The sequence below is a fragment of the Olsenella sp. DNF00959 genome (assembly GCF_001553055.1).
Taxonomy (GTDB): domain Bacteria; phylum Actinomycetota; class Coriobacteriia; order Coriobacteriales; family Atopobiaceae; genus Olsenella_I; species Olsenella_I phocaeensis.
Window position 1 is genome coordinate 79303 of record NZ_KQ960127.1, and the last position, 24047, is coordinate 103349.

Sequence of the window (24047 nt, forward strand, 5' to 3'; positions counted from 1 at the left end):
CTCGTTGGGGAAACTCCCACCAGTAAAGAACGGCCCGACGGCACGCCACCCCGCAACGGCCCGACGGCACGCCCATCCCGCGCGCCCAGGCGAGAGGAGCCGCATGACCACGCTGTACATCGATGCGGACGCGTGTCCCGTGACGGCCGACGCTCTTGCCGTGGCGCGCAGGCGCGGCGTGCCCGTGGTAATCGCCGGCAACAGCACGCAGAACCTGGAGCGACATGTCAGGCGAGACGACCTCCGCGACGTCGCTCACGCCCGTCGCGGCTTCTGGGTGGACGTGCTCGCGGTCTCCGTCGGGGCGGACAGTGCGGACTTCGCCATTACGGAGCGCTTGGAGCCGGGGGACGTTGTGGTGACCCAGGACATCGGCCTGGCGGCGATGGTCCTGGGCAGGGGCGCCGCCGCCATCGGGGTGCGCGGTCGCGTGTTCGACAGGGCGACCATAGACATGGAGCTCTTCATCCGGTACGAGGAGAAGAAGGTCTGCCGTGCGGGTGGCCGCACCAAGGGACCGGCGGCCTTCGCTTCGGAGGACCGTGCGCGCTTCCGCCACAACCTGGAGGGTCTGCTGGAGTAGGAAACCACATCCACGTTATCGTTGCGCGAAGCTCTCTAATGTCGCCTTCCTGGGAAGCATGTCTGCGATCAGATTCTCGGCGTCGTAGGCGAGCGCTTCGAACCCTGTTCGGGCCTGCCTTTCTCCCTCTTCGTCAATGCTTCGAGGAAGTGCATCGCACAGTTCCCTGGCAGTGCGGCGTAGGAGCTCTTCGCTGATGCCAAGCTCGTTCGCCAGTTCCACGAAGTCCTCGGGTATGACCTCGTCGATTATGCCGTGGCGTCCGATTCGCATCCCCATCTGCCTGCTGAAGCGATCGAAGAGCGTGGTCGGAACGATGTCATAGGCCGGAGCGAGCCTTGTCCATGCCCCCTCGTGCATGAGCGAGAGGTTTTTGAGGTGGTTGTCGCAGTTTCCTACCAGATAGTTGAGCAGCATGATGCGGGCAAGGCCCTGTATGTCCCTAAGCGGCTGAGAGGAGTGATTCCGCAGCAGGTGCGCTATGGCGCTCGCACTGCTTGGGTCAAGCTCCGCATACTTTGACCCGGGATAGATTCCCAGCGACTGGGCGAGGTCTTCTTGGTGGAGCCTTCGCACCGCCAGCCTTCCGTCCTCGAGGACCGTTGTCTGTCGATCAAACCGCTCGACGCAGATGGCGAGTCGGCCTCTTCCCAAGGCGATGAGCTCGACCTTGGGTACGATCGGCGAGGTATGGGCGTGAGTATTCGAGTTGTCGCGTGCTGAGGTCGATTTCTCCAACTACCAGGGTGCTCGATCCGCCATGGCGCAGAATCCGGAGCTTATTTCCATGTGTTGGCATGACTTACCCCCTCGTCCGCGCGAACAGGTCGATGCCGAGCATGCGGGCGACTTGGGTCACCTTGTCGAACTCCGAGCTGCCCTTGCCGCGCTCGAGCTTCGAGACGAAGGTGATTCCCACGCCCGAGCCCTCGGCGAGCTCGGCCTGGGTGAAGCCCTGCTCCTTGCGCGTGGACCTTATGAGGGCGCCGAGGTCCCTTGCGTTGGTGACACGCGTCTCTGGCATCGTCGCTCCTCTCGAATGCGCTCGCATCAATTATAACGAAAGCTAATCGATTTTGTGCGTTCGCATCAATTCAAGTGAGAAGGGCTGAATTTAGTGCGTACACATTGATTCTCGTCTGACCAAGCGACGAGGCGCGCAGGAGTTTCAGGACGTCGCAACGCCTTTCGTGCCACTCACGTATCTGTGCCGCTTGCGCCCTCGTGCGACTTGCGTTCCCGCTTGACTTCGGGCCGCGTCGCGTGCATACTCTCGTCCAGTAATTAGTCATTTGGCTAAATATTAAAACGAGGAGGTAGGAGCGGATGGCGGGGGAGGCATTCAAGGCGCTCTCGGACCCGACGCGACGGCGCATCCTCGAGCTCCTGCGCGCGGGGGACCTCAGCGCGGGGCAGATCGCCGAGCAGTTCGACATCTCGAAGCCCTCGATCAGCAACCACCTGGGCATCCTGCGCTCGGCGGGCTTGGTGAGCTCGGAGCGCCAGGGACAGAGCATCGTCTATCACCTCAACATGACCGTGCTGCAAGAGGTCATGGAGTGGTTCTACTCGTTTGGAGAGAGGTAGGTCGCAATGGCGGTCAAGAGGCATTCGCGGCGCTTCATCTATGTGCTGGCTGCGGTCGCGCTCGTCAACTTCGTGGCGCACCTGCTGGTGTATCCCAGCCTTCCGGAGCAGGTCCCCACGCACTGGGGCGCATCCGGCGCGGCCGACGGCTATGGGCCCAGGTACATGGCGCTCGTACTGGCGGCGCTGCCGTTCCTGTTCCTGCTGCTGTTCCGCGTGATACCGTCCATCGACCCACGTCGGGAGGGCTACGAGCGCTCCTGGGGCGTGTGGCGTGGCTTCGTCTGCGGGTTCAGCCTGTACATGATGGCGTTCAGCTGGGTCACCGAGGCGACGGTCTTCGGGCTCATCCCCGAGGGGAGCGGCCTGGTCGGGAGCCTGACCTTCGCGGGGCTGGGCGTCCTGTTCGTGGCCCTGGGCAACTACATGCCGCGCGTGCGCCAGAACTACACCTTCGGTGTGAAGACCCCCTGGGCACTGGCGGACGAGCACAACTGGGACCGCACCCAGCGCATGGGCGGCATCGTCAGCGTGGTGTGGGGCGCGGCGATGCTCGCGTTGGCTCTGTTCGCGGGAGCGCTTGGCGGCGAGCTGCTCGTTGGCCTCTTCGTCGCGCTGATCCTGGGAGGCACGGCCTGGCTGTACCTGTACTCGTACCTGGTGTTCGTGGGGAGGCTGCGGTAGGGGAAGGCAGCGGGTTGAAGCGTTCAGAACTCGCCTGCGGTAGGGGAAGGCGGGCAGGGGAGAGGGTCCTGGTCGCGTTGACTGGCGGCCACGTCGGAACCGAATCGTTCAGAACTCGCCTGAGAGCGCACGATCCTGCAATCTCGGGCGAGTTCTGAACGACGCCCATGCTTGAGACCCTATCCGGAGGAGCTGTGGGGCCCTCCTATTCCTCGGGTAGGCTCTTGACCACTCCCATGAAGTAGACGACGTGCCCCATCCAGACGACGCCCAGGACCACGCGGGCCCAGAGCGAGTGCATCATGACGAAGCCGATGCCCATGAGCAGCGTGACCATCGCCATGACGCGCAGCTTGGCGGCCCGCTTCATGCCCCTCTCCTGCACGTAGCTCCGGAGGTTCTTCTGGTAGAAGCCCGTGCCCACGAACCAGTCGTGCAACCTCTGCGAGCTGCGCGAGAAGCAGTAGAGGGTCACGAGGAAGAACGGTACGCTCGGCAGGATGGGCAGGACGACCCCCAGCGTCCCCAGGGCGAGCGTGACGCATCCGACGGCGATGTAGACGTACCTCATGGGTTCCCCTCTGCGTGTATGCCTTGGCTAACAAAACAGAAGCCTAGTGCAAGCGCGGAAGATTTCCAAACTCGTTTATGCGGTCGACGATGCCGGGCGCTCTGGGTCTGTCCGGGCGTCGCGCGGGCACGGACCGGCGGTTCCCCGGCCTGTTGACATCGCGGGATGCGGTAACTTCGAGGGTAACCAGATAGAGATCACGGTGTAGTCGCGCCGCGATGGGTGAAGTTCGAGCCGCCTGCGCATGCACGTTCGCCGTGGTCACATCCGCGTGGGCATATCCGGCGTGCGACCTTGCGGGCCCTGTTCCTCAGTTGTTCCTGGCTCCTCGATCAGAGCGCCTGCGCTATACATATGCTATCTTTGCTATACGAGCATTTGTCACAGTGCGAGGTGAGGTGGGAAGGTGGATGTCATGGTGGTCCAGATGAACACTCGCATTGACGCCTTGCTGAAGGAGCGAGGGGACAAGGTCCTCATGAAGGCTGGTCTCACGCCAACCAAGGCGGTCCGAGGCCTGTGGGAGCTCGCCGTGAGACATGAGGAGGAACCGGAGCTGCTGGCAGAGGTTCTTTCTGGTGCGAGCCTCCTGCCTCCCAAGGCGGAGGGAAGTGCTTCTCCCGGTGTGACTGACCGGCTCGCGGCGCTCCACGAAGGATGGGACATCGTTCGCAATTCGGGCCTCTCTGCCAGGGCGGTTGAGCTCTGCCTCTCTGATGCGACCCCGCTTGAGGAGCTACGCGAACGAGCGGCGCGGGAGCGGCTAGGCCATGCTGCCGGCCCGGATGCGGATGCGCCAAAGGTGTCGGAATAATGCAGCGACCCAGCAGGCTCCTCCTTGACACCAACGTTTGGATTAACAACTACCTGGGCAGTCGTCCTGGTCATGACGCGGCGCGAGACCTCATTACCTTTGCCCTCGAGCGCGAGCTGGAGCTGTACTTCTCCATCTCGTCAGCAGCAGACATCTTCTACCTGCTGAAGACCGAGTTCAAGATTTGCTCTTGCAGGGCGGACGGCGAGCTCACGGAACCTGCGGCGCTCGCGGCAACGAATGCGGCATGGGCGTGCGTCAGGAACATGCGTCAGCTCGCGATGCCGGTAGGGCTCGACGCATCTGACTGCTGGTATGCAGACAAGCTGCAGGTGGTGCACCCTGATTTCGAGGATGACCTCATCATGGCCGCAGCTCGGCGCATTCACGCGAGCTACCTCGTCACAGAGGACAAGGCGCTGATCCAGAACGCGGTGGTGCCCTGCGCCAGCCCGGACCGACTGCTTTCCCTGCTTCAGGCGCTGGAGGCATAGCCTCGGCAAAGCCTGCATGACGGCAGAGCAGTCCAATCCGTCCAAGCGCTCGGGCTTTGACGTGAACTTGCCGGAGGGCATTTGTTGACGCGAGGCTTTGGGCGAGAATGGATGCCCACAGGCAAGCGAGAGGACTGGCCCCAGGGAGGACGCGCATGAACATGCCGCAGAAGATGTTCCACGACTTTGTGATGGGCATGGTCAAGGACGAGAGGCGCGACGATGCCGAGCGCCTGATGGAGGAGGGCTTCGCCCGCCAGGACGCGGGAACCTTCGACGCGACCTACCTCGCCTCCGTGACGCCGACCTACCTGGACGTCGTGAAGGACGACCAGGTGGAGAAGGTCAGGGCGGCAATCGCGAGCTACGCCGCACGCCTCTAGGGGACTTCGCCAGGCAGACGAGGTCCCCTTGTCCAAGCCAGTGAATAAATCCGGGGCATAAAGTTGCCGAACGCGGCAAGTTGCCCGCAATTGTTGCCCTAACATGTATTGCTGCCGGCTCCGGACGGCGTCGGCGACATCATCCGCCATGACTGAATCGAGGATTGTCATGAAGCGTCTGCGTGCGATGCGTGAGCCTCTGAAGTACGTCCAGGGCAAGGGTGCCCTCCTGAAGTTCCAGGAGGAGATGGGCTACATGGGCAAGCGCTGGCTGTTCGTGTGCTCCAACAGCGGCTACAAGGCCTGCCACGACAAGATCGAGCAGAGCTTCGGCGACGCCGACGACTACCGTCGCTACGAGGTCTTCGGCGGCATCTCCAGCAAGGGTGAGATCGCCAAGATGCAGGCGATCGTCGAGGCGGACAACATCGACGCCGTGGTCGCCGTCGGCGGCGGCTCCGCGGTCGACACCGCCAAGGCGACCGCCTACTACTCCGGCAAGAAGGTCGTCATCATCCCGACCGTCGCCGCGACCGACGCGCCCTGTACCGGCCTCTCCGTCATCTACAACGACGACGGCAGCTTCGACAAGTACCTCTTCTATCCCGAGAACCCCGCTGCGGTCATGGTCGACACCCAGGTCATCGCCGACGCTCCCGTGCGCTTCCTCGTGGCGGGCATGGGTGACGCCCTGGGCACCTACTTCGAGGGCCGCGCGTCCATCCGCACCGAGTCTCCGAGCCTCGAGGGCACCGGCATCACCCGTGCGGGCATGGCGCTGGCCAAGCTCTGCTACGAGACCCTGCGCGACTACAGCTCCCAGGCCATCGTCGCCTGCCAGAACCACGTGGTCACCCCTGCCTTCGAGAACGTGGTCGAGGCCTGTGTGTACCTCTCCGGCGTGGGCGCCGACAACGTCAACTGCGCCGCGGCCCACTCCTTCTACAACGGCCTGACCTCGCTGGGCGGCCACAGCGCGCCCCACGGCAACTGCGTCGCCTTCGGCACGCTGGTCCAGCTGGTGCTCGAGGGCGTTCCCGAGGAGGAGTTCGTGGACGTCCAGGACTACTGCCTCGAGGTCGGCCTGCCCACGACCCTGGCCGAGCTGGGCGTGACCACCGACGAGCAGATCTGGAAGATCGCCGAGGCGGCCTGCGTGCCGGGCGAGACCATCCACAACCTCGCCGGCGACGTCATCCCCGACGAGCTGCACGACGCCATTGTCGCGACCGACGCGATGGGCAAGGCCCTCAGGGGAGAGTAGCCCCCTGGTCTGGCGGACGCCAGCCTGACGCTCGTGATGCGGGCCCGGACACCCTTGGGTGCCCGGGCCCGTTGCAGGGCGGACGCATGTGCGCAGGCCGTCAGACCAGCTTCCATCGGGCGCTTAGGATGCGCTTGTTCCAGAAGTCCGCATAGGCACCGTCTCGTTCGAGAAGCTCGTCATGAGTCCCCGACTCCTCCACGGTTCCCCGGGCGTTCAGCACGACGATTCGGTCGGCCATCTTGATGGTCTCGAGCTTGTGGGCGACGGCGATCACCGTGGAGGACCTGCGAAGCACCTCGATCGACCGGACGATGTTCGCCTCGTTTTCGGCATCGAGCGCCGACGTCGCCTCGTCAAAGAGGACGATGGGAGCCTGCTTCAGCAGCGCGCGGGCAATCGACACGCGCTGGCGCTCGCCTCCCGAGAGCGCACGGCCGCCCTCGCCGCAGAGGGTGTCCCATCCCTCGGGCAGGCGCTTGACGATCTCGGTCACGCCCGCCAGGTCGGCGACCCTCTCGAGCTCGTCATCGCTCGCGTCCGGCCGCGCCAGAAGGACGTTGTTGCGCAGCGTGTCATTGAACAGGTACACGTCCTGGAAGACGAAGGAGACGTTCTTGAACAGCTCCTCCGTGGTGAGGTCTCGCACGTCGACGCCGCCGACGCGCATGGCGCCGGCTGCCGTGTCATAGAAGCGGGCGATGAGCTTTATGACCGTGGTCTTGCCGCAGCCCGAGGGTCCCACGATGGCGAGCATGCCCGATGGTGGAACCGAGAAGCATACGTCGCGGAGCACCGGCTTGCCCGGCACGTACGAGAACGTGACGTGATCGGCGCTGACGCTCGCGTCGTGGGGGAAGGTGCCGGGGACGGCAGGCGTCGGCATCTCGGGAGCGTCCATGACCTCGTCGATGCCGTCCAAGGTCTGGCGTCGCTCCTCCAAGCCGAAGAGCGCCGCCGAGACGTCCGACACCATGGTAGAGAAGCGCAGGGCAACCCCTATGATGACGACCGCCTCGAGTGGGGTGGCGATGCCGCTCACGCACAGGGAGCTTCCCAGCAGGATCATGGCGAACACCAGCGTCTGCTGTCCCATTCCCGAGACCAGGTTGCCCAGCACGCCCCACCAGAGCCCACGTACGGACTTGCGTTGCGCCTCGACAAAGCTGTCGGCGAGCTCCCTGTAGCCTGGCCCCGCATGGCAGGCGCGCAGCGCACCCTGGCACTGGGCGAACTCGACGATTCGGGAGGCGAGGGCCTCCTCTGCGGGAGTCTCGTCCGCGTAGCAGTTCTCTATGCACTTCTGTCCGAGCTTGAGCAGGATGAAGAGCACGGGAATCGCGATGCTCGCCATGAGGCCGAGCCGCCAGTTCCATGCCCAGGTGCCCAGGCCGAACACCACGCAGGCGCACAGGTTGCGGACGAGCTGGCCGATGAAGTAGGCGACCGCCTGTCCGCTCGACATCATCTCCTGCGTGACGATGCGGCTCAGCCTGCCGGCGCTCGACGCCGAGAACCAGCCCAGGGGCAGGGAGGCGACCTTTGTGCCGATGTGCCTCTGCAGCATGCGCATGTACCCCAGGCCGGCGGTGTATCCGAGCTTGCAGCCCTGGTAGTCGAGGACGCAGGAGAGGGCCGCCAGCGCCGCTAGGACGATCATCCATGCCGCGAAGCCGAGGCCCCACTGCGCCTTCGCCGTCTGGAGGGCCATCGCCGCCGGCATCATCGTGCACAATGCCAGTCCCGTGAAGACGCCTGCCGCAGCGTAGGCCACCGTGCCACGCCTGTTCATGGCGGCATCGGCGTCGGTCATGTACCGGCGGAATCGGCGCAGAAGGCTCCGGTTTCTACTCATGGCAATCCACCTGCCCCTCTTTCGCGCTGGAAGTCGGGGCGAACCCGCCCTGAGCCAGCAGCGCCCGGTAGTGGTCGTTGTCGAGCAGGGTCTCGTGCGTGCCCAAGGCCGCGATCCTGCCTTCTTTCATGACGGCTATCTGATGGGCTCCTACCACGGAGTTCAGGCGATGGGCGATCACCAGGACCGTGCGCCCCTCGACCAGGCCGCCGAGGGCCCGCTGTATCTCGACCTCCGAGTCGGGGTCGGCGAAGGCCGTGGCCTCGTCCATGACCAGGACCGGCGCATCTGCGAGGATCGCGCGTGCGATGGACAGGCGCTGCGCCTCTCCGCCCGAAAGCTCGCAGTCGGTGCCGATGACGCTGTCATAGCCCTTGGGAAGCGACATGACGAAGTCGTCTATCTGGGCGGCCCTGGCAGCGTCCCGTATCTGCTCCAGGCTCGCCTCTGGCCTTGGGAGGGAGACGTTGCGCGCGATGCTCGCATTGAGCAGCATCGCATCCTGCAGCACGAACGATACGTTGCGATACAGCACGTCTGGCGAAAGGGATCGCAGGTCAACGCCGCCGAGCTCTATGGAGCCCTGGGAGGGGTCGTCGAATCGGGCGATCAGCGTCGCCAGCGTCGACTTCCCCGACCCGGAGGGGCCGATGAGCGCGGTCACCGTTCCTGGCTCGAGCGTGAGGTCGACGCCTCTGAGCGCCTGGGTCTCGCCATAGGAGTACGAGACGTCCCTGATGACGACCCGGGGCCTTCCGTCGGGCTCATGGGGATGCTCCGGCTCCTCGAGCGGCGGCGTGTCCATCAGCTCGACCAGCCTGACGGCCGCAGAGCCGGCCAGCTGGTACGACCAGGTGATGTTCGCGACGCTCATCATGGCATTCGGAAGGACCAGGGCGATCAGGGTGCATGCGATGATCTGGGGCAGCGTCGCGAGCCCCATCGCATGGAGCAGCGCCCCTCCTCCCAGGTTCACCAGCAGCAGTACCGGGATGGAGACGAACTCGGCGGCGACGGCACAGCGACCGATCATCGGGGCGCACCATTCCCAGTACGAGTCCGCGAACGCCCGCGCGGCTTCGGCGTAGTTGCGGTAGGACTCACCGCTCTTGCCGAACGCCTTGATGACCTTGATTCCTGAGACGAGCTCCACCATGGTTGCCGAGACGTTTGCGAGGTTGTTGTTCATCTCGGCCGTCTTGGGCCCCATGTCCTTCATGGAGGAGCCGTACAGCACGAAGTAGAACGGGAGGGTTGCGATCCCGACAAGGGCCAGGCGCCAGTTCATGACGAACATGAACGCCAGGAGCACCAGGGGAGTCAGGATGCCGTTGAGCATGTCCACCGGCGCGTGGGCGATCACGGTATGGACGGTCTTGGTGTCGTCTTGGACGGCGTTGCGTATCCTGCCCGATCCCGTCCTGCCAAACCAGGCGAGAGGGACGCGGCTGAGGCGCTCGACGATCTTGCGGCGGATGACGAAGCGCAGCCTCATGTCCGCGAAGTGCGTGATGGTGAGGGACAGCAGGTAGAACGTCAGCCTGAGCACGAAGGCCGTCACCAGCAGCATGACGATGTCGCTCACCTGGTCGGCATCGAGCGGACGCACGCCCTGCTGGGCGGCGATGAACGTCTCGCCCAACCGCACCAGGGCGAGGTAGGGGACGAATGCCAGCAGGGCGGACAGGATCGTGAAGAGCTGGGCGAGGACGGTGCGACCCTTGATGTGCGCCGCCAGCAGCTTGATCGCCGCCCGCCCCGCCCTGTCCTGGTCCCGATGCTCCTGCGAGATGTCGGTCATGGCTACCTCACTCCCAGCTGCCTGAAGTGCTTGGCGAACACCTTGGTGCCGATGAAACCGCCGAGCGTCGCGCAGACGACCGTGGCGATGCACGTGACGACCATTCCGGGGCCGTACATGAAGTCGACCATGTTCCGGGAGAATTCCTCCGCCATGCCCGCCTGGACGCATTGGGCGACATACGCGTCGCCACCGATCATGTAGACCAGGGAGATGTGGCCCAGCCAGAACAGGAGGACGAACGCAGGGAAGGACGCCAGGATCCTGCCCCTGCCACGCGTCTTGGGATTGCCCAGGATGAGCTCCGCGGCAAGGCAGCCAACGAGGATCCCCGCCGGCCCCGTCCAGAACATCCCCATCACGAAGCCGAACGCGGCCATGATCGCGCCCATGGCAATCATGGCGCCGCGCTTGGGCACGCGCTGGACGATGTACATCCATGCCATGCCGGTGATCAGGGACGAGGCCGCATGGGCGCTCCAACAAGTGCGGTAGTCGAAGCTGCACACCATGGCGAAGCCCATCGTTATGAAGAACACCAGAATGCCGAACGCCGCGCAGAACACGAGGTCCTTCGCGGTGAGCCGACCCGTGTCCCTTGCCTGTGTACCAATCGTCCTTTCAGCCATGAGCCATTTCCTTTCTGATAGAAGCCTCAGTGGACCGATGAAAAACCGAGCAGCCTTCTTATGCGCCCGAGTGTTTCCGGATTGAGCGGAATCGGCGTCGACGGACGTCCGCCGTCCAGCGAGACGACGGCGTCGCAGACCGAGCAGAGGAACTCGTAGTCGTGAGTGATCACGCAGATCGGAAGGCCATGGCGCTTGAGCCGGCCGACCTGCCTGGCGATGACGGCCATGTTGCGATAGTCGAGCCCGCTGGTCGGCTCGTCCATGACCAGGGCCCGTGCGCCGTACAGCAGTCCTGCGGCGATCGACACGCGCTGTCCCTGCCCGCCGGACAGGGACAGGGGATGCCGCTGGGCGAGCTCGGCGAGGCCAAAATCCTCCATCAGCGATTCCATGGAGAACGCCTTGGGGGCATCTCGGTCGAAGCCGCGCCTCTGGGCCTCCTCGAGCTCGCGGGCAACCGTGTGCTCGAAGAGCTGGTAGCCCGGCTCCTGCATGACGAGGTAGATCGATCCAGCGCGCCGAGAGGGTCTGAGCGCCGTTCCTGCGAGCTCGACGGTGCCGGCCGCCTCCCTCTGGATGCCGCACAGGCATCGGGCGAGCATCGTCTTTCCCGTGCCGTTCGCCCCGACGAGGCCGATGGCCGTTCCGGCGGGGATGGTCAGGTCGCAGTCGCCTATCACCCTTCTGCGGTGGCGATACGACACGCACAGGCCCCTCGTCTCCAGCGCGACGCGACCTTCTCCCCGTCTGTCGCCGACCGATGTCGCGGAGACCTTCTCGCAAGAAGTGGGGCTCGATGCCCGTGCGTCCATCTCCTCGACTCGCCATGCCCTCAGGCCCCACCCCGACCGGGTCTCCCATGGGAGGGCGCCAAAGTCGGCGGCCGACCATGAGCCGGCAATGGCTCCGTCCCGCATGACCACGACGCGGTCGGCAAGGTCGGAGAGCCACCACAGACGGTGCTCGGACACGATGACGGTCTTGCCCATCGCTTTGAGCCTTGCGAGCGCCTGGCCCAGGAGCTCCATGGAAGGCACGTCGAGCGCCGCGGTCGGCTCGTCCAACACGAAGACGTCGGGATGTGTGGCGTACACGGATGCCAGGACCACCATCTGGCGCTGTCCGCCCGAAAGCTCCTCGACCCGGGAATGCAGCAGGTGCCCTATCCCAAACGTCCTCACGCTCTCGTGCACCCGCTCGGCGATCGTCGCGCGCGGAAGACCCTGGTTCTCGCAGCCAAACGCAAGCTCCGCCTCGACGTCGGAGTTCACGAACTGGCTGCGTGGGTTCTGGAACACCGAGCCCACCGTTGCCGCAAGATCGCTCGTGGTCCATTCGGCGACGGGCTTGTCGTCGATGGCGACGCGCCCCCTCATGGTTCCCTGGTAGACCAGCGGGATTAGTCCGTTCATGGCACGGGTCAACGTCGTCTTTCCACAACCGGATTCGCCCGTGAGCACCACGAGCTCGCCTTCGTGGACCTGCAGGTCGATGTCGCGGAGTGCGTCCGACTCGGCACCGTCGTAGCGGAAGGAGAACCGCTCGAACGAGACGGCGACGCTCATGGGGCAACCACCCCCAGCCTTGCGAGCACCATGGCCGCGAACAGGGCGTACTCGACCACCAGGAGCAGGACGTCGGCCGCCTGTACGCGCAGGACGTAATACGAGCTGCGCCTCCTCGTGGTGTCCGCACCTCGTGCCACCACCGCGTTTCCCAGCTCGTCGGCGATGATTCCCACCCGTCCGATGACGGGAACCATAAGGCGCTCGATGGATCTTGCGGGGTGTGCCGCCACGGCCAGTGGGGAAGAGGCCATCCCGCGGACTCTCATCGCCTCGCCCACCGCCCTGAACTCGCGCGCCAGCGTGGGAACGAAGCGCAGCGCAACGCAGAGCGAGACTATGAGCCTTGAGGGGAAGCCCAGCTTCTGGAGGGCGCAGGCGAGCTCGCCCGAATGCGTGGTCGCGAGGCAGAGCGCCGCGAACGCGGCGACGGGGAATACGCGCTGGAACATGAGAAACATGCTGGCGGGCGAACTGAGCCATCCCCATCCCGTCATACCGGGAAGGTGCGCGAGGACGAAGGCCGACGCGTAGGCGATCGCCCACTTCGATGCGAGGGCGAATTGCCGGCATGCCAGCATGAGGAGAAGGACGACGCCCATCGATGCCACCTGGTACCCAAGATGGGGATACAGGGTGACCTCCACGTTCAGTGGAAGCAGGACGAGCAATGCGACGCGTGGGTCAATGCGATGGTGGCGGACGTTCTCCTCCCGCACGTGCCTTCCCTTTCTCGTTCTGACATGTTAGCCTCATCTAACCGAATATAGACAAGGAAGACACGACGGAGAGACCCCTGGGAAGAGTGGATAACTGCACCGAAAACATCCTGCATCTCACCGAAACGAGATTCGCGACCAAGTGGTACCAGAACCTGTCTCCATCGGGAGATGGTGGCTTCGACATGGACCTCGGGGCCGGGCGGGACGACGAGGCAAACCTGGCCAGGATACATGCGGTGTTCGACCCCATGATCGAGACCATCCACGGCATCCACCAGACGCAGGCCATCCGACGGGGGCTAGTGTCTCCCGGACAGGTCCGTCCCTATGGGAACACCTGGATCATCGACCCCGGGCGTGGCTCGGGGGAGTACTGGTACCACGTCATAGACTCCGACATCATCGTGGTCTCGATGAGCGTCTCGCTCCGCGAGCGGGCGGTCATGGACGGGCACTCCACCGATATGGTCGGGCTCGGCTGCTACATGGAGGACATGCCGATGTTCTTCGTCGAGGGGCTCGAACGGCAGAGTCCGTCACTCGTCGGCTATGTCTGGAAGGGGCATCGCTTCCGGCAGGTCGTCGAGGATGGCGCTCGGTTCAGCTCCTGCTCCATCTCGCTTCTGCCGAGCGCGATTCCCCGGCTCGCCCGCATTCTTCGGGTCACGCCCGCGCAGCTCCTGCATTCCGTGACGCTGCTTGACGGCCGGCGTGACATACCCGCCCTCACCGTGGCGCTCGGCGAGCTGGGAAGCGCACGCCTGTGCAGGCTCATGGAGCCCGCGTACTATCGCGCCAAGGTGATCGAGTGCTTCGCACTGCTCGTGAGCGAGACCTCATGCTGCCCGCGTGGGCCTCAGGCCTCGTCGGCTCCGTCAGAGCAGCTTTGTGCGGCCATCCTGGCCTATGCCAAGTCGAACGTGGCGAAGGACCTGTCGACCCGGTCGCTGAGCCAGGCGTTCCACGTCAGCGAGCCCAGCTTGATCTCGACGCTCAAGAAGGTGACTGGCAGGACGCCACAGGAATGCGTGCGAGAGGTGCGCATGGAACATGCCCGAGGGCTGCTGGCCAACACCAGCCTCAGCGTGCGTCAGGTCGCCCGGTTCGTCGGCTACTCCAACCAGGGAGCCTTCTCGGAGGCGTTCAAGGCGGCCACCGGCTGCACGCCCACCTGCTACCGCAGGGACCGGCGATAGGCTCCGGACCTTGGACGGGCTCCAGGTTCTGGGGAAGTCGTAGCAATGGGGAGCTGGACGCCTGGGGCGCGTCATATGATGTAGTGGTCCATGGAATGCTGGCCGGGACGGACGAGGGGATTCCCATGGAGACGAACAGGCTCGTGCTGCGGCGCTGGGAAGACGGGGATGCCGCGGATCTCTACGAGTGCGCCAGGGACCCCGACGTCGGTCCCATCGCGGGCTGGCCCGCGCATGCGAGCGTCGAGGAGAGCCTGCGGGTGATACGTGGCGTTCTCAGGGTGCCGGAGACCTACGCGACCTGTCTCAAGGACACGGGCCGCGCGATAGGCTCCATCTCGCTGAAGCTCAAGGGCAGCACCGACTTAACGGAACGAGACGACGAGTGCGAGCTGGGCTACTGGATCGGCAAGCCGTACTGGGGACAGGGCCTCATGCCGGAGGCCGTCCGCGAGGTCCTGCGGCACGCCTTCGAGGACCTTGGCATGCGATGCGTGTGGGCTGGCTACTACGATGGGAATGACAGGTCGCGACGCGTGCAGGAGAAGTGCGGCTTCCGGCACCAGCGGACGACCGATGAGATCGACGTTCCGCTCATGCACGAGGTTCGCAAGGGCCACGTGAGCAGGCTCACGAGTGACGAGTGGGCGTCCGACCTCGAGGATGGCTCGGCGCCAGCTTAGGGCCGCCCTTCTCCCGCCGCGGCTTTATCATTCAAAAATCTGCGGATACGTCGAATTAGCTCGGTTCAAAATCTTCTGCGGAGATCGGGAAGTCAGCCCAAGAGGTCGCGTGCCGGCTGCGGCAGCTGCTCCGGCTGGACCTCCTCCCACGAGACCACCTCGCGTACGGGCAGGTAGCCGACCTTGAGGTACGCGCCGTCCCTGAGCCGCTTGCCTGCGGTGAAGCTGAGCAGGCGGTGCGAGCCCGTGGCATCATAGGCGTCGAGCGCGTACTCCCAGAGCTCTCCGCCCTCGTCGCTCTTGTCCTGCGCCACCGCGTCGTCCACCCGGACGTACCAGGTGGAGGCGTTGTCGGTGTTCGCCAGGTAGAAGCTTGCGGCCAAGGCTCCCACCACGAGCAGGCTCGCCACGATGGCCACGATTCTCTTTGTCATTGGTCCGGTCCTTTCTCTGCGTGATTCGTTTTTTTTGGATGCGCTCGCCAATCTCCTGTGCCTATTCCGACACAGCCGCGGCGCGCGAGACCACCCAGGCGCAGGCAGCGGTTGCCGCGGCGGAGAAGAGGACGCTCGCCGCCACGAAGCTCGCGAGCTCGGCGGGCGAGAGGGCGCCGCTCCCGTTGCTGTTCGACGCCAGCTGCATGAGCGCCCAGGGCCACCACAGGCCCCAGCCCTTGGCCGTGAGCAGGAGGCCCATGACGGCGCCGCCGAGCGCCACTCCCACGGGGGCCGCGAAGCTGCGCACGAGCGATGACACGAGCAGCTGCACCGCCACGACCGCCACGCCACCCATCCATGAGAGCAGCAGGTAAACGACGTAGTTGGCAGACGGGAGACCCGCGATTCCCACCGCCTTGCCGCAGGCCACGAACAACGCCCCCGTCACGGCGAGCGCGACGCCCAGCATGCCCGCGCCCACCACGAGCTTCGCGACGACGACGCGCCACGTGGCGACGGGGCTCGCGAGCACCTGATTCCAGTTGCTCCCCGCATGCTCGAGCCCCATGAGCCACGAGCAGCCCGCGCCCACGAGCGCAGGAAGGAAGAAGCAGAGCTCGAAGAGGGTGTGCTGCGCCCAGAGGTTCTCCCAGCCGGGTGTGAGCACCCCCAGGTTCTGCTGGTAGTTGAAGGTGCCTATCGTCGCCGCGATGAGGGGCAGCACCGCGTAGGCGATCCAGATGGGCGCGCGGCGCAGCTTGTCGACCTCCGCGCGCAGGGGTTGCGTCCTCATGCTAGAGCTCCTTTCTCGAGAACCAGGCGGCGGAGACGGCGATTACCGCGGCGCAGATGGCGGCAAGCAGGGCCGCGTCCCCCCAGGCGAAGGGCACGGTGTAGAAGGACGTCACATGCGTGACGCTGTCCCAGTCCATGCGCACGCACGAGAGCAGGCCAAAGTAGCCGCTGGGTACGAGGCGTTGGACGGCGGGTGGGAAGAAGAGGCTGAACAGGCCCGCGAGCGAGAGGGAGAGGCCCAGCGCAAGCGAGGCGAACTGGTTCTCCCAGCGCAGGGCGACTGCCTGCACGACGGCGGCCACCGTGAAGGTGGGGCCAATCTGGCAGGCGGCGAAGGCCGCGAGCCCTGCGATCCCCAGCTGGTCGGCGAAGCCCTTGTACGATGCCAACATGGCAAGTCCTGCGGTCTCCAGCACGACCGTTGCCGTGATGAGCACGAGGCTGCATGCGAGCTTCGCGGCGAAGAGCGAGCCGGGACGCTGCAGGCACAGGAGCTCCTTCAGGGCCTGCGCCTCGTGGTCGGTCTCGCACAGGCGCGACGAGACGACGGCGGCGAACAGGGTCAGGACGATGGCGTTCACGAGAGGAGTCATGTAGAGCAGGGACGCCGTCCCGTCCGGCGCTCCCTGGGCGGCGCGTGCGGCGTCGGTCGCCACCCACATGAGGCAGAGCGCGGCGACGCCCAGGCAGATGAGCCACACGTTCTTGCGCCTGAGCTTCGCGAACTCGAGCGAGAGAGCCCTCATCACAGCCTCCGTCCCTCGGTGAGCGCGAGGAAGAGGTCCTCGATGCTCTCGCTGCGCTCCTCGATCCGCATGACGCCGATGCCGGCGCGCGCGAGCGCGAGGGAGGAGTGTGCCACCGCCTCGTCCCCGGCGAAGGGCGCGAGCAGCCAGCCGTCCTGTGCGCTGGCCCCCAACAGTGCGGCAGCGCGTGCGTCGTCGGTCGTGCGGAAGGCAAGCTGTCGCCGGGCGCGTGCACGCAGCCTCTCGAGGGGGCCCTGCCACACCATCTGGCCCCGGCTGATGATGCCCAGATGGTCGGCCATCTGCTCGACCTCCGCGAGCAGATGGCTCGAGACCAGGACCGTGGTGCCGTGCGTCTGGGGCAGCGCTCGCACGAGCGCGCGCATCTCGTGGATGCCCTCGGGGTCGAGGCCGTTGGTGGGTTCGTCGAGCAGCACGAGCCGGGGGTTGCCGAGCAATGCGGCCGCGAGTCCCAGACGCTGCTTCATGCCCAGCGAGAACTGGCCCGCGAGCTTCTTCCCCGTGTTGGCCAGGCCCACCGTCTCGAGGGCCTCGTCGATCGCGGAGGCGGGGAGTCCCTTGAGCCTGCGGACGACGTCGAGGTTCTCGCGGGCCGTGAGGTGCCTGTAGCAGCTCGGGCTCTCGATGAGCGAGCCCACGTGCGCGAGGACCTCCAGGCGGCTCTTTCTCTCCATGTGCTCGCCCAGCACGTCCACCCTGCCGTCCGTGGGGCGCACGAGGCCCAGGATCATCTTCATGGTGGTGGACTTCCCGGCCCCGTTGGGCCCGAGGAACCCGTACACCGACCCCTCCGGCACCCTGAGCTTGACGTTGTCCACGACGCGCACGCCGCCATACGACTTGGTGAGCCCGCTCGTGGCTATTGCCAGTTCGGCCATCTTCTCTCCCTTCTTGGCTGTGCTCCGCGCGATGCGAGAGCCGCGTCTTTACGTGGGACGGACCCTCTCGTGGGCCCGATTTCCTCCCGCGTCGCAAGACAAAGGCTAGGCGGCGCCGCTTTCGCGCCGCTGTCCCCAAGCTTTCGCGGGCCTTTCGTTTTTGGGCGGGACGGCGGGCATGGCGCGGAGGGGCCCCTCCGCTGGGATAGAATGCGAGAAAACGGGAGGTAGAGACATGCGTGACATCCATGAGGCACGGGTGCTTGTGGTGGAGGACGACCCCACCCTGCGCGAGCAGCTGCTCGCGATGCTCGCGCACGAGGGCTATCGCGACGCGCGCGGCGCGGGAACGGTCGCCGAGGCCCTGCCGACCGCCAGCACCTGGGCGCCCCAGCTGTTCCTGCTCGACGTGATGCTGCCCGACGGCAACGGCTTCGACCTGCTGCGCCGGCTCCGCGAGACGAGCGACGCGCCGGCGCTGTTCCTCTCCGCGCGCGACGAGGACGCCAGCCGCCTGCGGGGCCTGGGGCTGGGGGCCGACGACTACGTGACCAAGCCCTTCCTGCCGGCCGAGCTGCTGCTGCGCCTGGCGGCCGTCCTGCGGCGCAGCTATCGTCTGCAGGACGTGCTGCCCTCGGTCGCGCTGGGGGAGGCGGAGGTGGACCTTGCCACGGGAGAGGTGCGACGCGCCGGCGTCGTGACGGCGACCCTCACGGCCAAGGAGCACGCGCTGGCCAAGCGCCTCTTCGAGAGTCGCGGCGCCATCGTGACGACCGACGAGCTGTGCCGCAGCGTCTACGGCGACGAGTTCGGCTATGCCAACGCCCTCGCGATCCTCGTGCGCCGCCTGCGAGAGAAGGTGGAGGACGACCCCTCCCATCCGCGTTGGGTCGTCACGGTGCGTGGCCTGGGCTATCGCCTCTTGGGTGGGGGCTCGAGGTGAGGGGGCTGGCACACGCACGCGTGCGGGGCGGCCTGGGCATCGTCGCGTCCTGCGTCGTCGGTGCCGCGGCCATCCTGGCGGTCAACGTCCTGATCATGGGCCTCTCCCTCGTCGCGTCCGACTTCGCGGACGCCAAGGGCGTAGGTCCGGAGGCGGAGGAGGTGTCCCGGGCGCTCACGGGGCAGGACGGGAGCTACGCGCTCTCGGCGGACGTCACGCAGGCGCTGCGCGACCACGGCTGCTGGGCCCTGCTCATCGACGCGGGCGGCCAGGTGGCCTGGGGCCTCGACGTCCCGGCGGACGTGCCCGCCTCGTACGCGCTGGCGGACGTCGCGTCCTTCTCGCGCTGGTACCTGAGCGACTACCCCGTGTCCTGCTGGCGGTACGGAGCTGGGCTCGTGGTGGTGGGCGCGCCGAGGTACTCAGTCTGGAAGTACTCCGTGAGCTCGAGCATCAAGTCGCTCGGCGCCACCGCCCTGCTCCTGCCGGTGGTCTTCCTTGCCGACCTCGTCGTGCTCGTCGTGCTCGCGCGCCTGTTTGCCCGCCGGTCGTGGAGGCAGCGCGACAACGCCCGCAACGAGTGGGTGGCGGCGGTCTCGCACGACGTGCGGACGCCCCTCGCGGTGGTCGTCGCGGACGCGAGCGAGCTGGCGGGGAGCCAGCGGCTCGACGGGCCCGACCGGGCACGGGCCGAGCGCATCGTGGCAAAGTCCCGCGAGACGGCGGAGCTGCTCTCTGACCTCAACACGGTGAACCGCCTGCGCTACGCCATGGAGCCGGTCGACGCCCGCGAGGTGCACCTTGCGGCGGTCCTGCGCCTGGTGGTGGCAGGCTTCCTGGACGGGGGAGCGGGTGGCTGCGAGCTGGAGCTGGACGTGTCCCCGGCGGCCGAGGACGCCTGCCTGCGGGGCAGCGAGGCTCTGCTGAGGCGTATGGTGACGAACCTCGTGGGCAACAGCATCCGCCACAACCCGCAGGGCTGCCACGTGAGGGTGTCGCTCGACGTGCGCGGCGGGCTGCTCGGGACGGCGCTCGGACGACGCTGCGTGCTCACCGTGAGCGACGACGGACGCGGCTTTGGCGCAGAGACGCTCTCCACGCTCAGGCACCGCCCGGGAGACGAGCTGCCCGAGCACGGGCTGGGGCTCGTCATCGTGCGGCGCATCGCCGCGGCCCATGGCGGGCGGGCGGGCTTCGCGAACGACGAGCGGGGCGGGTGCAGCTGCACCGTGGAGCTTCCGATCGTCGCACGGCGTGCATGACGGGTGCGGGTGGGAGGGACGGGGGGTGCCGCCGTCGGCCCTGTGAGGCTGCGCCCGGCTGCCGCCAGACGACAATCGGGTCTCACCTGTCAAATTTGGGAATTGCATTCCCAAATTTGACAGCAGTTGTGGACGATATAGGGGAGTGACGGCTGCACAGCTTCGGGGGGAGAGGGGCCCATGCCACCAAAGAAGGCGTACGGACGAACGCTCCTGGCATGCTACCTGGGCTTCGTAACCCAGGCCATCTGCGCCAACTTCGCACCCCTCCTCTACGTGACCTTCCATAGGACGTACGGGCTCGGGCTTTCGCAGCTCGCGCTGATCTCGACCGCCTTCTTCCTCCTGCAGCTGGTGACGGACCTCCTGTGCGCCAAGGTGGTGGACCGGGTGGGGTACCGTCCCTGCGTCATCGCTGCCGAGCTGCTGAGCGGATTGGGGCTCCTGGGACTTGCCGTCGTTCCGGACCTGATGCCGTCTCACCTTATCGGGATCCTGCTCTGCGTCGCGGTCTATGCCGTCGGGTCCGGCCTTACCGAGGTGCTGGCGAGCCCCATCATCGAGGCCTGCCCCTTCGACAACAAGGACATGGTGATGAGCACCCTCCACTCCTTCTACTGCTGGGGGTCCGCAGCGACCGCCCTGGGTTCCACGGCCTTCTTCTCCCTCTTTGGCGTCGAGGGCTGGAGAATCCTGGCGGCGGCCCTGGCGGTCGTCCCGCTGGCCAACGTCTACAACTTCGCGACCTGCCCCATAGAGACTCTGGTCGAGGACGGGGAGGGCATGGGAGTGCGGCAGCTCCTGGGCAACGGGGCCTTCTGGCTCTTCGTCGTGCTCATGGTCTGCGCCGGGGCGTCCGAGATATCGATGGCCCAGTGGGCGTCCGCGTTTGCCGAGTCCGCCCTGGGCGTGTCCAAGACGGTGGGCGACCTCGCGGGTCCCTGCGGCTTCGCCCTCCTGATGGGTCTCTCGCGGGCCCTCTACGGCAGGTTCGGCGAGAAGGTCGACCTGACCATGTTCATGGTTGGTTCCGGGGTCCTGTGCCTCGCCTGCTACCTGCTGGCGGGGCTATCCAGCGTTCCTCTCCTCGGCCTGGTCGGCTGTGCGCTGTGCGGCTTCTCGGTCGGCATCATGTGGCCGGGGTCCATCAGCATCTCGTCGAGGGCCATGCCCAGGGGAGGGACGGCCATGTTCGCCCTGCTCGCCCTGGCGGGAGACCTGGGCGGGTCCGTGGGGCCGTCGCTCGTCGGCAACGTGTCCCAGCACTTCGGCAACGACCTGCGGACGGGGGTGCTTGCGGGGGTCGTCTTCCCGGTCGTGCTGGTCGTCTGTGCGCTTGCCGTCAGGAAGGGGTCGTCCCCCTGCGAGCGGGGAGGTGGGCGCGCGTGACGAGTCGGTATCTGCAGGAGACGGCGATGCTGGACTACTCGAACCCGTCCATTCGGGAGCTGATAGAGGCCAGGGGCTGGAGGGAGCTCGGCGAGTTCGACCGCCTCAAGGCCATCTATGGCTTCGTGAGGGACGACGTCGCGTTTGGATACAACGTGGACGACGGCATCCCGGCGTCAAAGGTCCTTGAGGACGGATACGGCCAATGCAACACGAAGGGCACCCTCCTCATGGCCCTGCTGCGTGCCTGTGGGATTCCCTGCCGGGTCCATGGCTTTGCCATAGACAAGCAGCTGCAGAAGGGGGCGATGACCGGCTTCGTCTACAGGAGGGCGCCCCAGCACATACTGCACAGCTGGGTAGAGGTGCACTTCGAGGGCAGATGGTACGAGCTCGAGGGCTTCATCCTGGATCGGGGGTACCTGTCCGGGTTGCAGGGGCGATTCGCGGGCTGCACCGGCCCCTTCTGCGGCTACGGTGTTGCGGTGAGGGACTTCCGGCACCCGACCGTCGACTTCGACAGGAACGACACGTACATACAGAGCGAGGGCATCGTCCAGGACTTCGGGGTGTTTGACTCTCCGGACGAGCTGCTGCAGGACCATCGGCAGGAGATCTCGGGAATCAAGGCCCTCGCGTACAGGCACCTCGGGAGGCACCTGATGAACCGCAACATAAGGAAGATACGGGATTCCTGAGCTTCCTGGGCGCCCTTGGTGGCAAGCTCCTGGTAACGCCTGCCGATCAAGGGGACAAGTGGGCGGGAGGTGCGCATTCTAAAGCTGGAATGTACGCCTCTCTCCTCTGAGCTGCGATTTTGCCATAGAGTGCGCATTCCAGATCTAGAATGTGCATGTGGTCGCAGCGCACGGCCAAGACGGTGGGGAAGAGAGGTGCCGGGAACATGGCAGACAGGCAGCTCGGCGTGGTGGAGGACACCCTCTACGTTCCCATGCTCGGCAGAATCTACGCAAGCGAGAACCACAGGTCGATTCTCTACGACAGGAAGGCGCTGGAGCTGAAGGCGCATCTTCCTAGGGAGGTCGTGGAGAACGACTCCCAGACGCAGTACACATACCTGGCCTCTGCGGTGCGCTCGGCGAACATGGACCGCTTCATCGCCGACTTCCTTGCGGACAGGCCCGAGGGCGTAATCGTGCAGCTCGGTTGCGGTCTCGAGACGACCTACAATCGCGACGACGACGGTCATGCCCCGTGGTATGGGGTTGACCTGCCTCACGTCATCGACTACCGCAGGACGATTCTGCCCGAGTCCGGCCGCGAGCACTACATAGCCGGTAGTGCGTTCGAGGAGGACTGGCTCGAGCGGGTCAGGAGGGAGCATTCCGGCGCGCCGCTCTTGGTCACGGCGAGCGGGCTGTTCTACTACTTCGAGGAGGAGCAGGTCCTGGGCCTGATTCGCATGCTCCAGGGCAAAGGAGACATTCAGCTTCTTTTCGACGCCGTGAGCAAGTCCGGCATGTTCATGATGCGGAAGAAGCACATGAAGACGGTCGGGCACGAGGACGCTCGAATGTTCTTCTACGTCGGCTCGGCTCGCGAGCTGGCTTCCAAGGTGGGCGGCAACGTGACCGTCCTGGCGGAGGAGAACTTCTACTGCCACGTCAGCAAGGTGGGTCTCAGGCTCTCGACCAAGCTGAGCATGCGCGTCTCGGATCTGCTAGGCATGGTGAAGATGGTCCACCTGGGGCTTTCCTGATCCCTTTGGGCAGCGTGAGACACGGTCCTCTCAGTGGCTAACGTCCTTAAAAGTATTGCATCAATCGTTTTTACGTCCTTGATTTTGTGATTTACAACATTTTTCAGGACGTAACGTTGCGAGAAGGCCAGGCAACTTTCCTTGTCGCGTGCACCTTGCCTACTCCCAGCGTCCGTCGAGGCGCTTCACGAACGAGAACATGAGACTCCCCTTTCCGCTGGCATCCGCTGGCCCCGTCTCTGGGTCTTTGACCAGGTCGATGATGTGGAAGCCGCACTTGCTCAGGTAGAAGTGGATGTTTCGCACCTCGAAGTAGGGTGTGCACAGCGTCCAGGCAACTGCGTCCGGGTAGCGCTTCTCGATTGCCTTCCAGAGTGCGGCTCCGATTCCCCTTCCGTGCGCGTCCGCCCTGACGTAGAGGAGGGCGCACTCGTGCTCATGAGTCTCCTCGTCGAGGAACAGCACCGTGCCACCGATGCACCTTCCCTCGCAGGTGGCGACCAGGGCGACTGCGCCTGGGTTTGCGAGGGACTCGTCGATGTCCTGCCTGGGCAGCACGGGGAGCGGCTCGTCGTCGCTCACCGCATCCACGGCAAGCTGGAATGCCTCCTGCATCTCTGCGGCGAACGCATCGGTGTCTTGTGGTTGCAGCGGCTCGAGCGTGACGTCCATGGTCTTCTCCCTTATGTGAGAAGCCCGGGTGCCGCACACGTCAATGCGCGACACCCGGGCTCACCCGGCATCTTCTCTGACAGGCGGCCTGCGGGTCCGCTGGACCCACGACACCCTACGCTACGGCGTACTGTCCTTCGATGTGTTGTCTGCCAGATTGTAGCAAGGCGTCGTTCGTTGCGGCAGGCGCGTGTCTCTTCCGCGAAAGCGTCCATCGCGTTCGGGTATTGCTCGAAAGCGTCCATCGCGTCCGGATTTCGTTCGAAAGCGTCAAACGCGTCTGGGGACAGAATCTGACCAGGGATTTTGTCGATGGCCAGACGCGTTTGACGTCGTCGGCGATTTTACGG

General features: G+C 65.5%; 27 protein-coding genes. 14 read left to right on the top strand and 13 right to left on the bottom strand.

Annotation, left to right across the window (positions count from 1 at the left end; all coding sequences use genetic code 11):
- Positions 1-103 precede the first annotated feature (103 nt).
- A complete protein-coding gene (locus HMPREF1868_RS04015; RefSeq protein WP_062530649.1) occupies positions 104-583 on the top strand; it encodes a YaiI/YqxD family protein in 480 nt (159 codons plus the stop codon).
- A gap of 15 nt (positions 584-598) precedes the next feature.
- Here the strand turns inward: HMPREF1868_RS04015 and HMPREF1868_RS04020 are convergent, their stop codons facing one another.
- Positions 599-1321: a HipA domain-containing protein gene (locus HMPREF1868_RS04020; RefSeq protein WP_082719518.1), complete on the bottom strand. Its 723-nt coding sequence runs from the start codon at positions 1319-1321 to the stop codon at positions 599-601.
- 64 nt (positions 1322-1385) lie between these two features.
- Positions 1386-1607: a helix-turn-helix transcriptional regulator gene (locus HMPREF1868_RS04025; protein WP_009278797.1), complete on the bottom strand. Its 222-nt coding sequence runs from the start codon at positions 1605-1607 to the stop codon at positions 1386-1388.
- 302 nt (positions 1608-1909) lie between these two features.
- Between HMPREF1868_RS04025 and HMPREF1868_RS04030 the strand changes: the two genes are divergently transcribed.
- Positions 1910-2170: an autorepressor SdpR family transcription factor gene (locus HMPREF1868_RS04030; RefSeq protein WP_009278798.1), complete on the top strand. Its 261-nt coding sequence runs from the start codon at positions 1910-1912 to the stop codon at positions 2168-2170.
- Positions 2171-2176: 6 nt separating this feature from the next.
- Complete coding sequence (locus HMPREF1868_RS04035; protein WP_062530652.1) at positions 2177-2854, top strand: SdpI family protein; 678 nt, start codon at positions 2177-2179, stop codon at positions 2852-2854.
- A gap of 205 nt (positions 2855-3059) precedes the next feature.
- On the opposite strand, the gene HMPREF1868_RS04040 is transcribed toward HMPREF1868_RS04035, so the two are convergent.
- Positions 3060-3425, bottom strand: a complete 366-nt coding sequence (locus HMPREF1868_RS04040; protein ID WP_062530654.1) for a YbaN family protein — start codon at positions 3423-3425, stop codon at positions 3060-3062.
- Between the two features lie 415 nt (positions 3426-3840).
- On the opposite strand from HMPREF1868_RS04040, the gene HMPREF1868_RS04045 reads away from it, so the two are divergent.
- From HMPREF1868_RS04045 to HMPREF1868_RS04060, 4 genes are all read left to right on the top strand, one after another.
- Positions 3841-4239 carry a hypothetical protein gene (locus HMPREF1868_RS04045; protein ID WP_062530656.1) on the top strand — a complete coding sequence of 133 codons (399 nt, stop codon included), beginning with the start codon at positions 3841-3843 and terminating at the stop codon, positions 4237-4239.
- Entirely contained in the window at positions 4239-4733 is a 495-nt protein-coding gene (locus HMPREF1868_RS04050) for a type II toxin-antitoxin system VapC family toxin (protein ID WP_062530658.1), read from the top strand. The genes HMPREF1868_RS04045 and HMPREF1868_RS04050 overlap by 1 nt, the downstream gene beginning before the upstream one ends.
- Before the next feature lie 155 nt (positions 4734-4888).
- Positions 4889-5116: a hypothetical protein gene (locus HMPREF1868_RS04055; RefSeq protein WP_062530660.1), complete on the top strand. Its 228-nt coding sequence runs from the start codon at positions 4889-4891 to the stop codon at positions 5114-5116.
- Positions 5117-5285: 169 nt separating this feature from the next.
- On the top strand, positions 5286-6380 hold the full coding sequence (locus HMPREF1868_RS04060; RefSeq protein ID WP_062530662.1) for a glycerol dehydrogenase: 1095 nt from the start codon (positions 5286-5288) through the stop codon (positions 6378-6380).
- 100 nt (positions 6381-6480) lie between these two features.
- Here the strand turns inward: HMPREF1868_RS04060 and HMPREF1868_RS04065 are convergent, their stop codons facing one another.
- From HMPREF1868_RS04065 to HMPREF1868_RS04085, 5 genes are read right to left on the bottom strand one after another with little or no spacing between them, the layout of a single operon-like run.
- Positions 6481-8235 (bottom strand): ABC transporter ATP-binding protein, encoded by a 1755-nt coding sequence (locus HMPREF1868_RS04065; protein ID WP_062530663.1) that lies wholly within the window; start codon positions 8233-8235, stop codon positions 6481-6483.
- Positions 8228-10036 (bottom strand): ABC transporter ATP-binding protein, encoded by a 1809-nt coding sequence (locus HMPREF1868_RS04070; protein WP_062530665.1) that lies wholly within the window; start codon positions 10034-10036, stop codon positions 8228-8230. Before HMPREF1868_RS04070 ends, HMPREF1868_RS04065 begins: the two co-directional genes overlap by 8 nt.
- 2 nt (positions 10037-10038) lie before the next feature.
- Positions 10039-10665 (bottom strand): MptD family putative ECF transporter S component, encoded by a 627-nt coding sequence (locus HMPREF1868_RS04075; protein WP_062530667.1) that lies wholly within the window; start codon positions 10663-10665, stop codon positions 10039-10041.
- A 26-nt stretch (positions 10666-10691) separates the two neighbouring features.
- Complete coding sequence (locus tag HMPREF1868_RS04080; RefSeq protein ID WP_062530669.1) at positions 10692-12233, bottom strand: ABC transporter ATP-binding protein; 1542 nt, start codon at positions 12231-12233, stop codon at positions 10692-10694.
- Positions 12230-12952, bottom strand: coding sequence for an energy-coupling factor transporter transmembrane component T family protein (locus HMPREF1868_RS04085; protein WP_062530672.1), 723 nt, complete (start codon positions 12950-12952; stop codon positions 12230-12232). The genes HMPREF1868_RS04080 and HMPREF1868_RS04085 overlap by 4 nt, the downstream gene beginning before the upstream one ends.
- A gap of 185 nt (positions 12953-13137) precedes the next feature.
- On the opposite strand from HMPREF1868_RS04085, the gene HMPREF1868_RS04090 reads away from it, so the two are divergent.
- On the top strand, positions 13138-14151 hold the full coding sequence (locus HMPREF1868_RS04090; RefSeq protein WP_062530676.1) for a helix-turn-helix transcriptional regulator: 1014 nt from the start codon (positions 13138-13140) through the stop codon (positions 14149-14151).
- Between the two features lie 125 nt (positions 14152-14276).
- Positions 14277-14834 carry a GNAT family N-acetyltransferase gene (locus HMPREF1868_RS04095; RefSeq protein WP_197414943.1) on the top strand — a complete coding sequence of 186 codons (558 nt, stop codon included), beginning with the start codon at positions 14277-14279 and terminating at the stop codon, positions 14832-14834.
- Positions 14835-14926: 92 nt separating this feature from the next.
- Here HMPREF1868_RS04095 and HMPREF1868_RS04100 read toward each other — a convergent pair whose 3' ends face one another.
- From HMPREF1868_RS04100 to HMPREF1868_RS04115, 4 genes are all read right to left on the bottom strand, one after another.
- Positions 14927-15268: a YxeA family protein gene (locus tag HMPREF1868_RS04100; RefSeq protein WP_062530677.1), complete on the bottom strand. Its 342-nt coding sequence runs from the start codon at positions 15266-15268 to the stop codon at positions 14927-14929.
- A gap of 61 nt (positions 15269-15329) precedes the next feature.
- Positions 15330-16064 carry an ABC transporter permease gene (locus tag HMPREF1868_RS04105; protein ID WP_062530679.1) on the bottom strand — a complete coding sequence of 245 codons (735 nt, stop codon included), beginning with the start codon at positions 16062-16064 and terminating at the stop codon, positions 15330-15332.
- 1 nt (position 16065) lies between these two features.
- Positions 16066-16812 (bottom strand): ABC transporter permease, encoded by a 747-nt coding sequence (locus HMPREF1868_RS04110; protein ID WP_062530681.1) that lies wholly within the window; start codon positions 16810-16812, stop codon positions 16066-16068.
- Positions 16812-17711: an ABC transporter ATP-binding protein gene (locus HMPREF1868_RS04115; protein ID WP_062530683.1), complete on the bottom strand. Its 900-nt coding sequence runs from the start codon at positions 17709-17711 to the stop codon at positions 16812-16814. The genes HMPREF1868_RS04110 and HMPREF1868_RS04115 overlap by 1 nt, the downstream gene beginning before the upstream one ends.
- A gap of 235 nt (positions 17712-17946) precedes the next feature.
- Between HMPREF1868_RS04115 and HMPREF1868_RS04120 the strand changes: the two genes are divergently transcribed.
- The 5 genes from HMPREF1868_RS04120 (at position 17947) to HMPREF1868_RS04140 (ending at position 23025) form a co-directional block, all read left to right on the top strand.
- Positions 17947-18654 (top strand): response regulator transcription factor, encoded by a 708-nt coding sequence (locus HMPREF1868_RS04120; protein ID WP_009278816.1) that lies wholly within the window; start codon positions 17947-17949, stop codon positions 18652-18654.
- Positions 18651-19916 carry a sensor histidine kinase gene (locus HMPREF1868_RS04125; protein WP_062530685.1) on the top strand — a complete coding sequence of 422 codons (1266 nt, stop codon included), beginning with the start codon at positions 18651-18653 and terminating at the stop codon, positions 19914-19916. The genes HMPREF1868_RS04120 and HMPREF1868_RS04125 overlap by 4 nt, the downstream gene beginning before the upstream one ends.
- 180 nt (positions 19917-20096) lie before the next feature.
- Entirely contained in the window at positions 20097-21305 is a 1209-nt protein-coding gene (locus HMPREF1868_RS04130) for an MFS transporter (RefSeq protein WP_062530687.1), read from the top strand.
- 26 nt (positions 21306-21331) lie between these two features.
- Positions 21332-22003 carry a transglutaminase-like domain-containing protein gene (locus HMPREF1868_RS04135; protein WP_062530689.1) on the top strand — a complete coding sequence of 224 codons (672 nt, stop codon included), beginning with the start codon at positions 21332-21334 and terminating at the stop codon, positions 22001-22003.
- Positions 22004-22209: 206 nt separating this feature from the next.
- Positions 22210-23025 carry a class I SAM-dependent methyltransferase gene (locus HMPREF1868_RS04140; protein ID WP_062530691.1) on the top strand — a complete coding sequence of 272 codons (816 nt, stop codon included), beginning with the start codon at positions 22210-22212 and terminating at the stop codon, positions 23023-23025.
- Positions 23026-23184: 159 nt separating this feature from the next.
- Here HMPREF1868_RS04140 and HMPREF1868_RS04145 read toward each other — a convergent pair whose 3' ends face one another.
- Complete coding sequence (locus tag HMPREF1868_RS04145) at positions 23185-23697, bottom strand: GNAT family N-acetyltransferase (protein ID WP_062530693.1); 513 nt, start codon at positions 23695-23697, stop codon at positions 23185-23187.
- Positions 23698-24047: the final 350 nt, after the last annotated feature.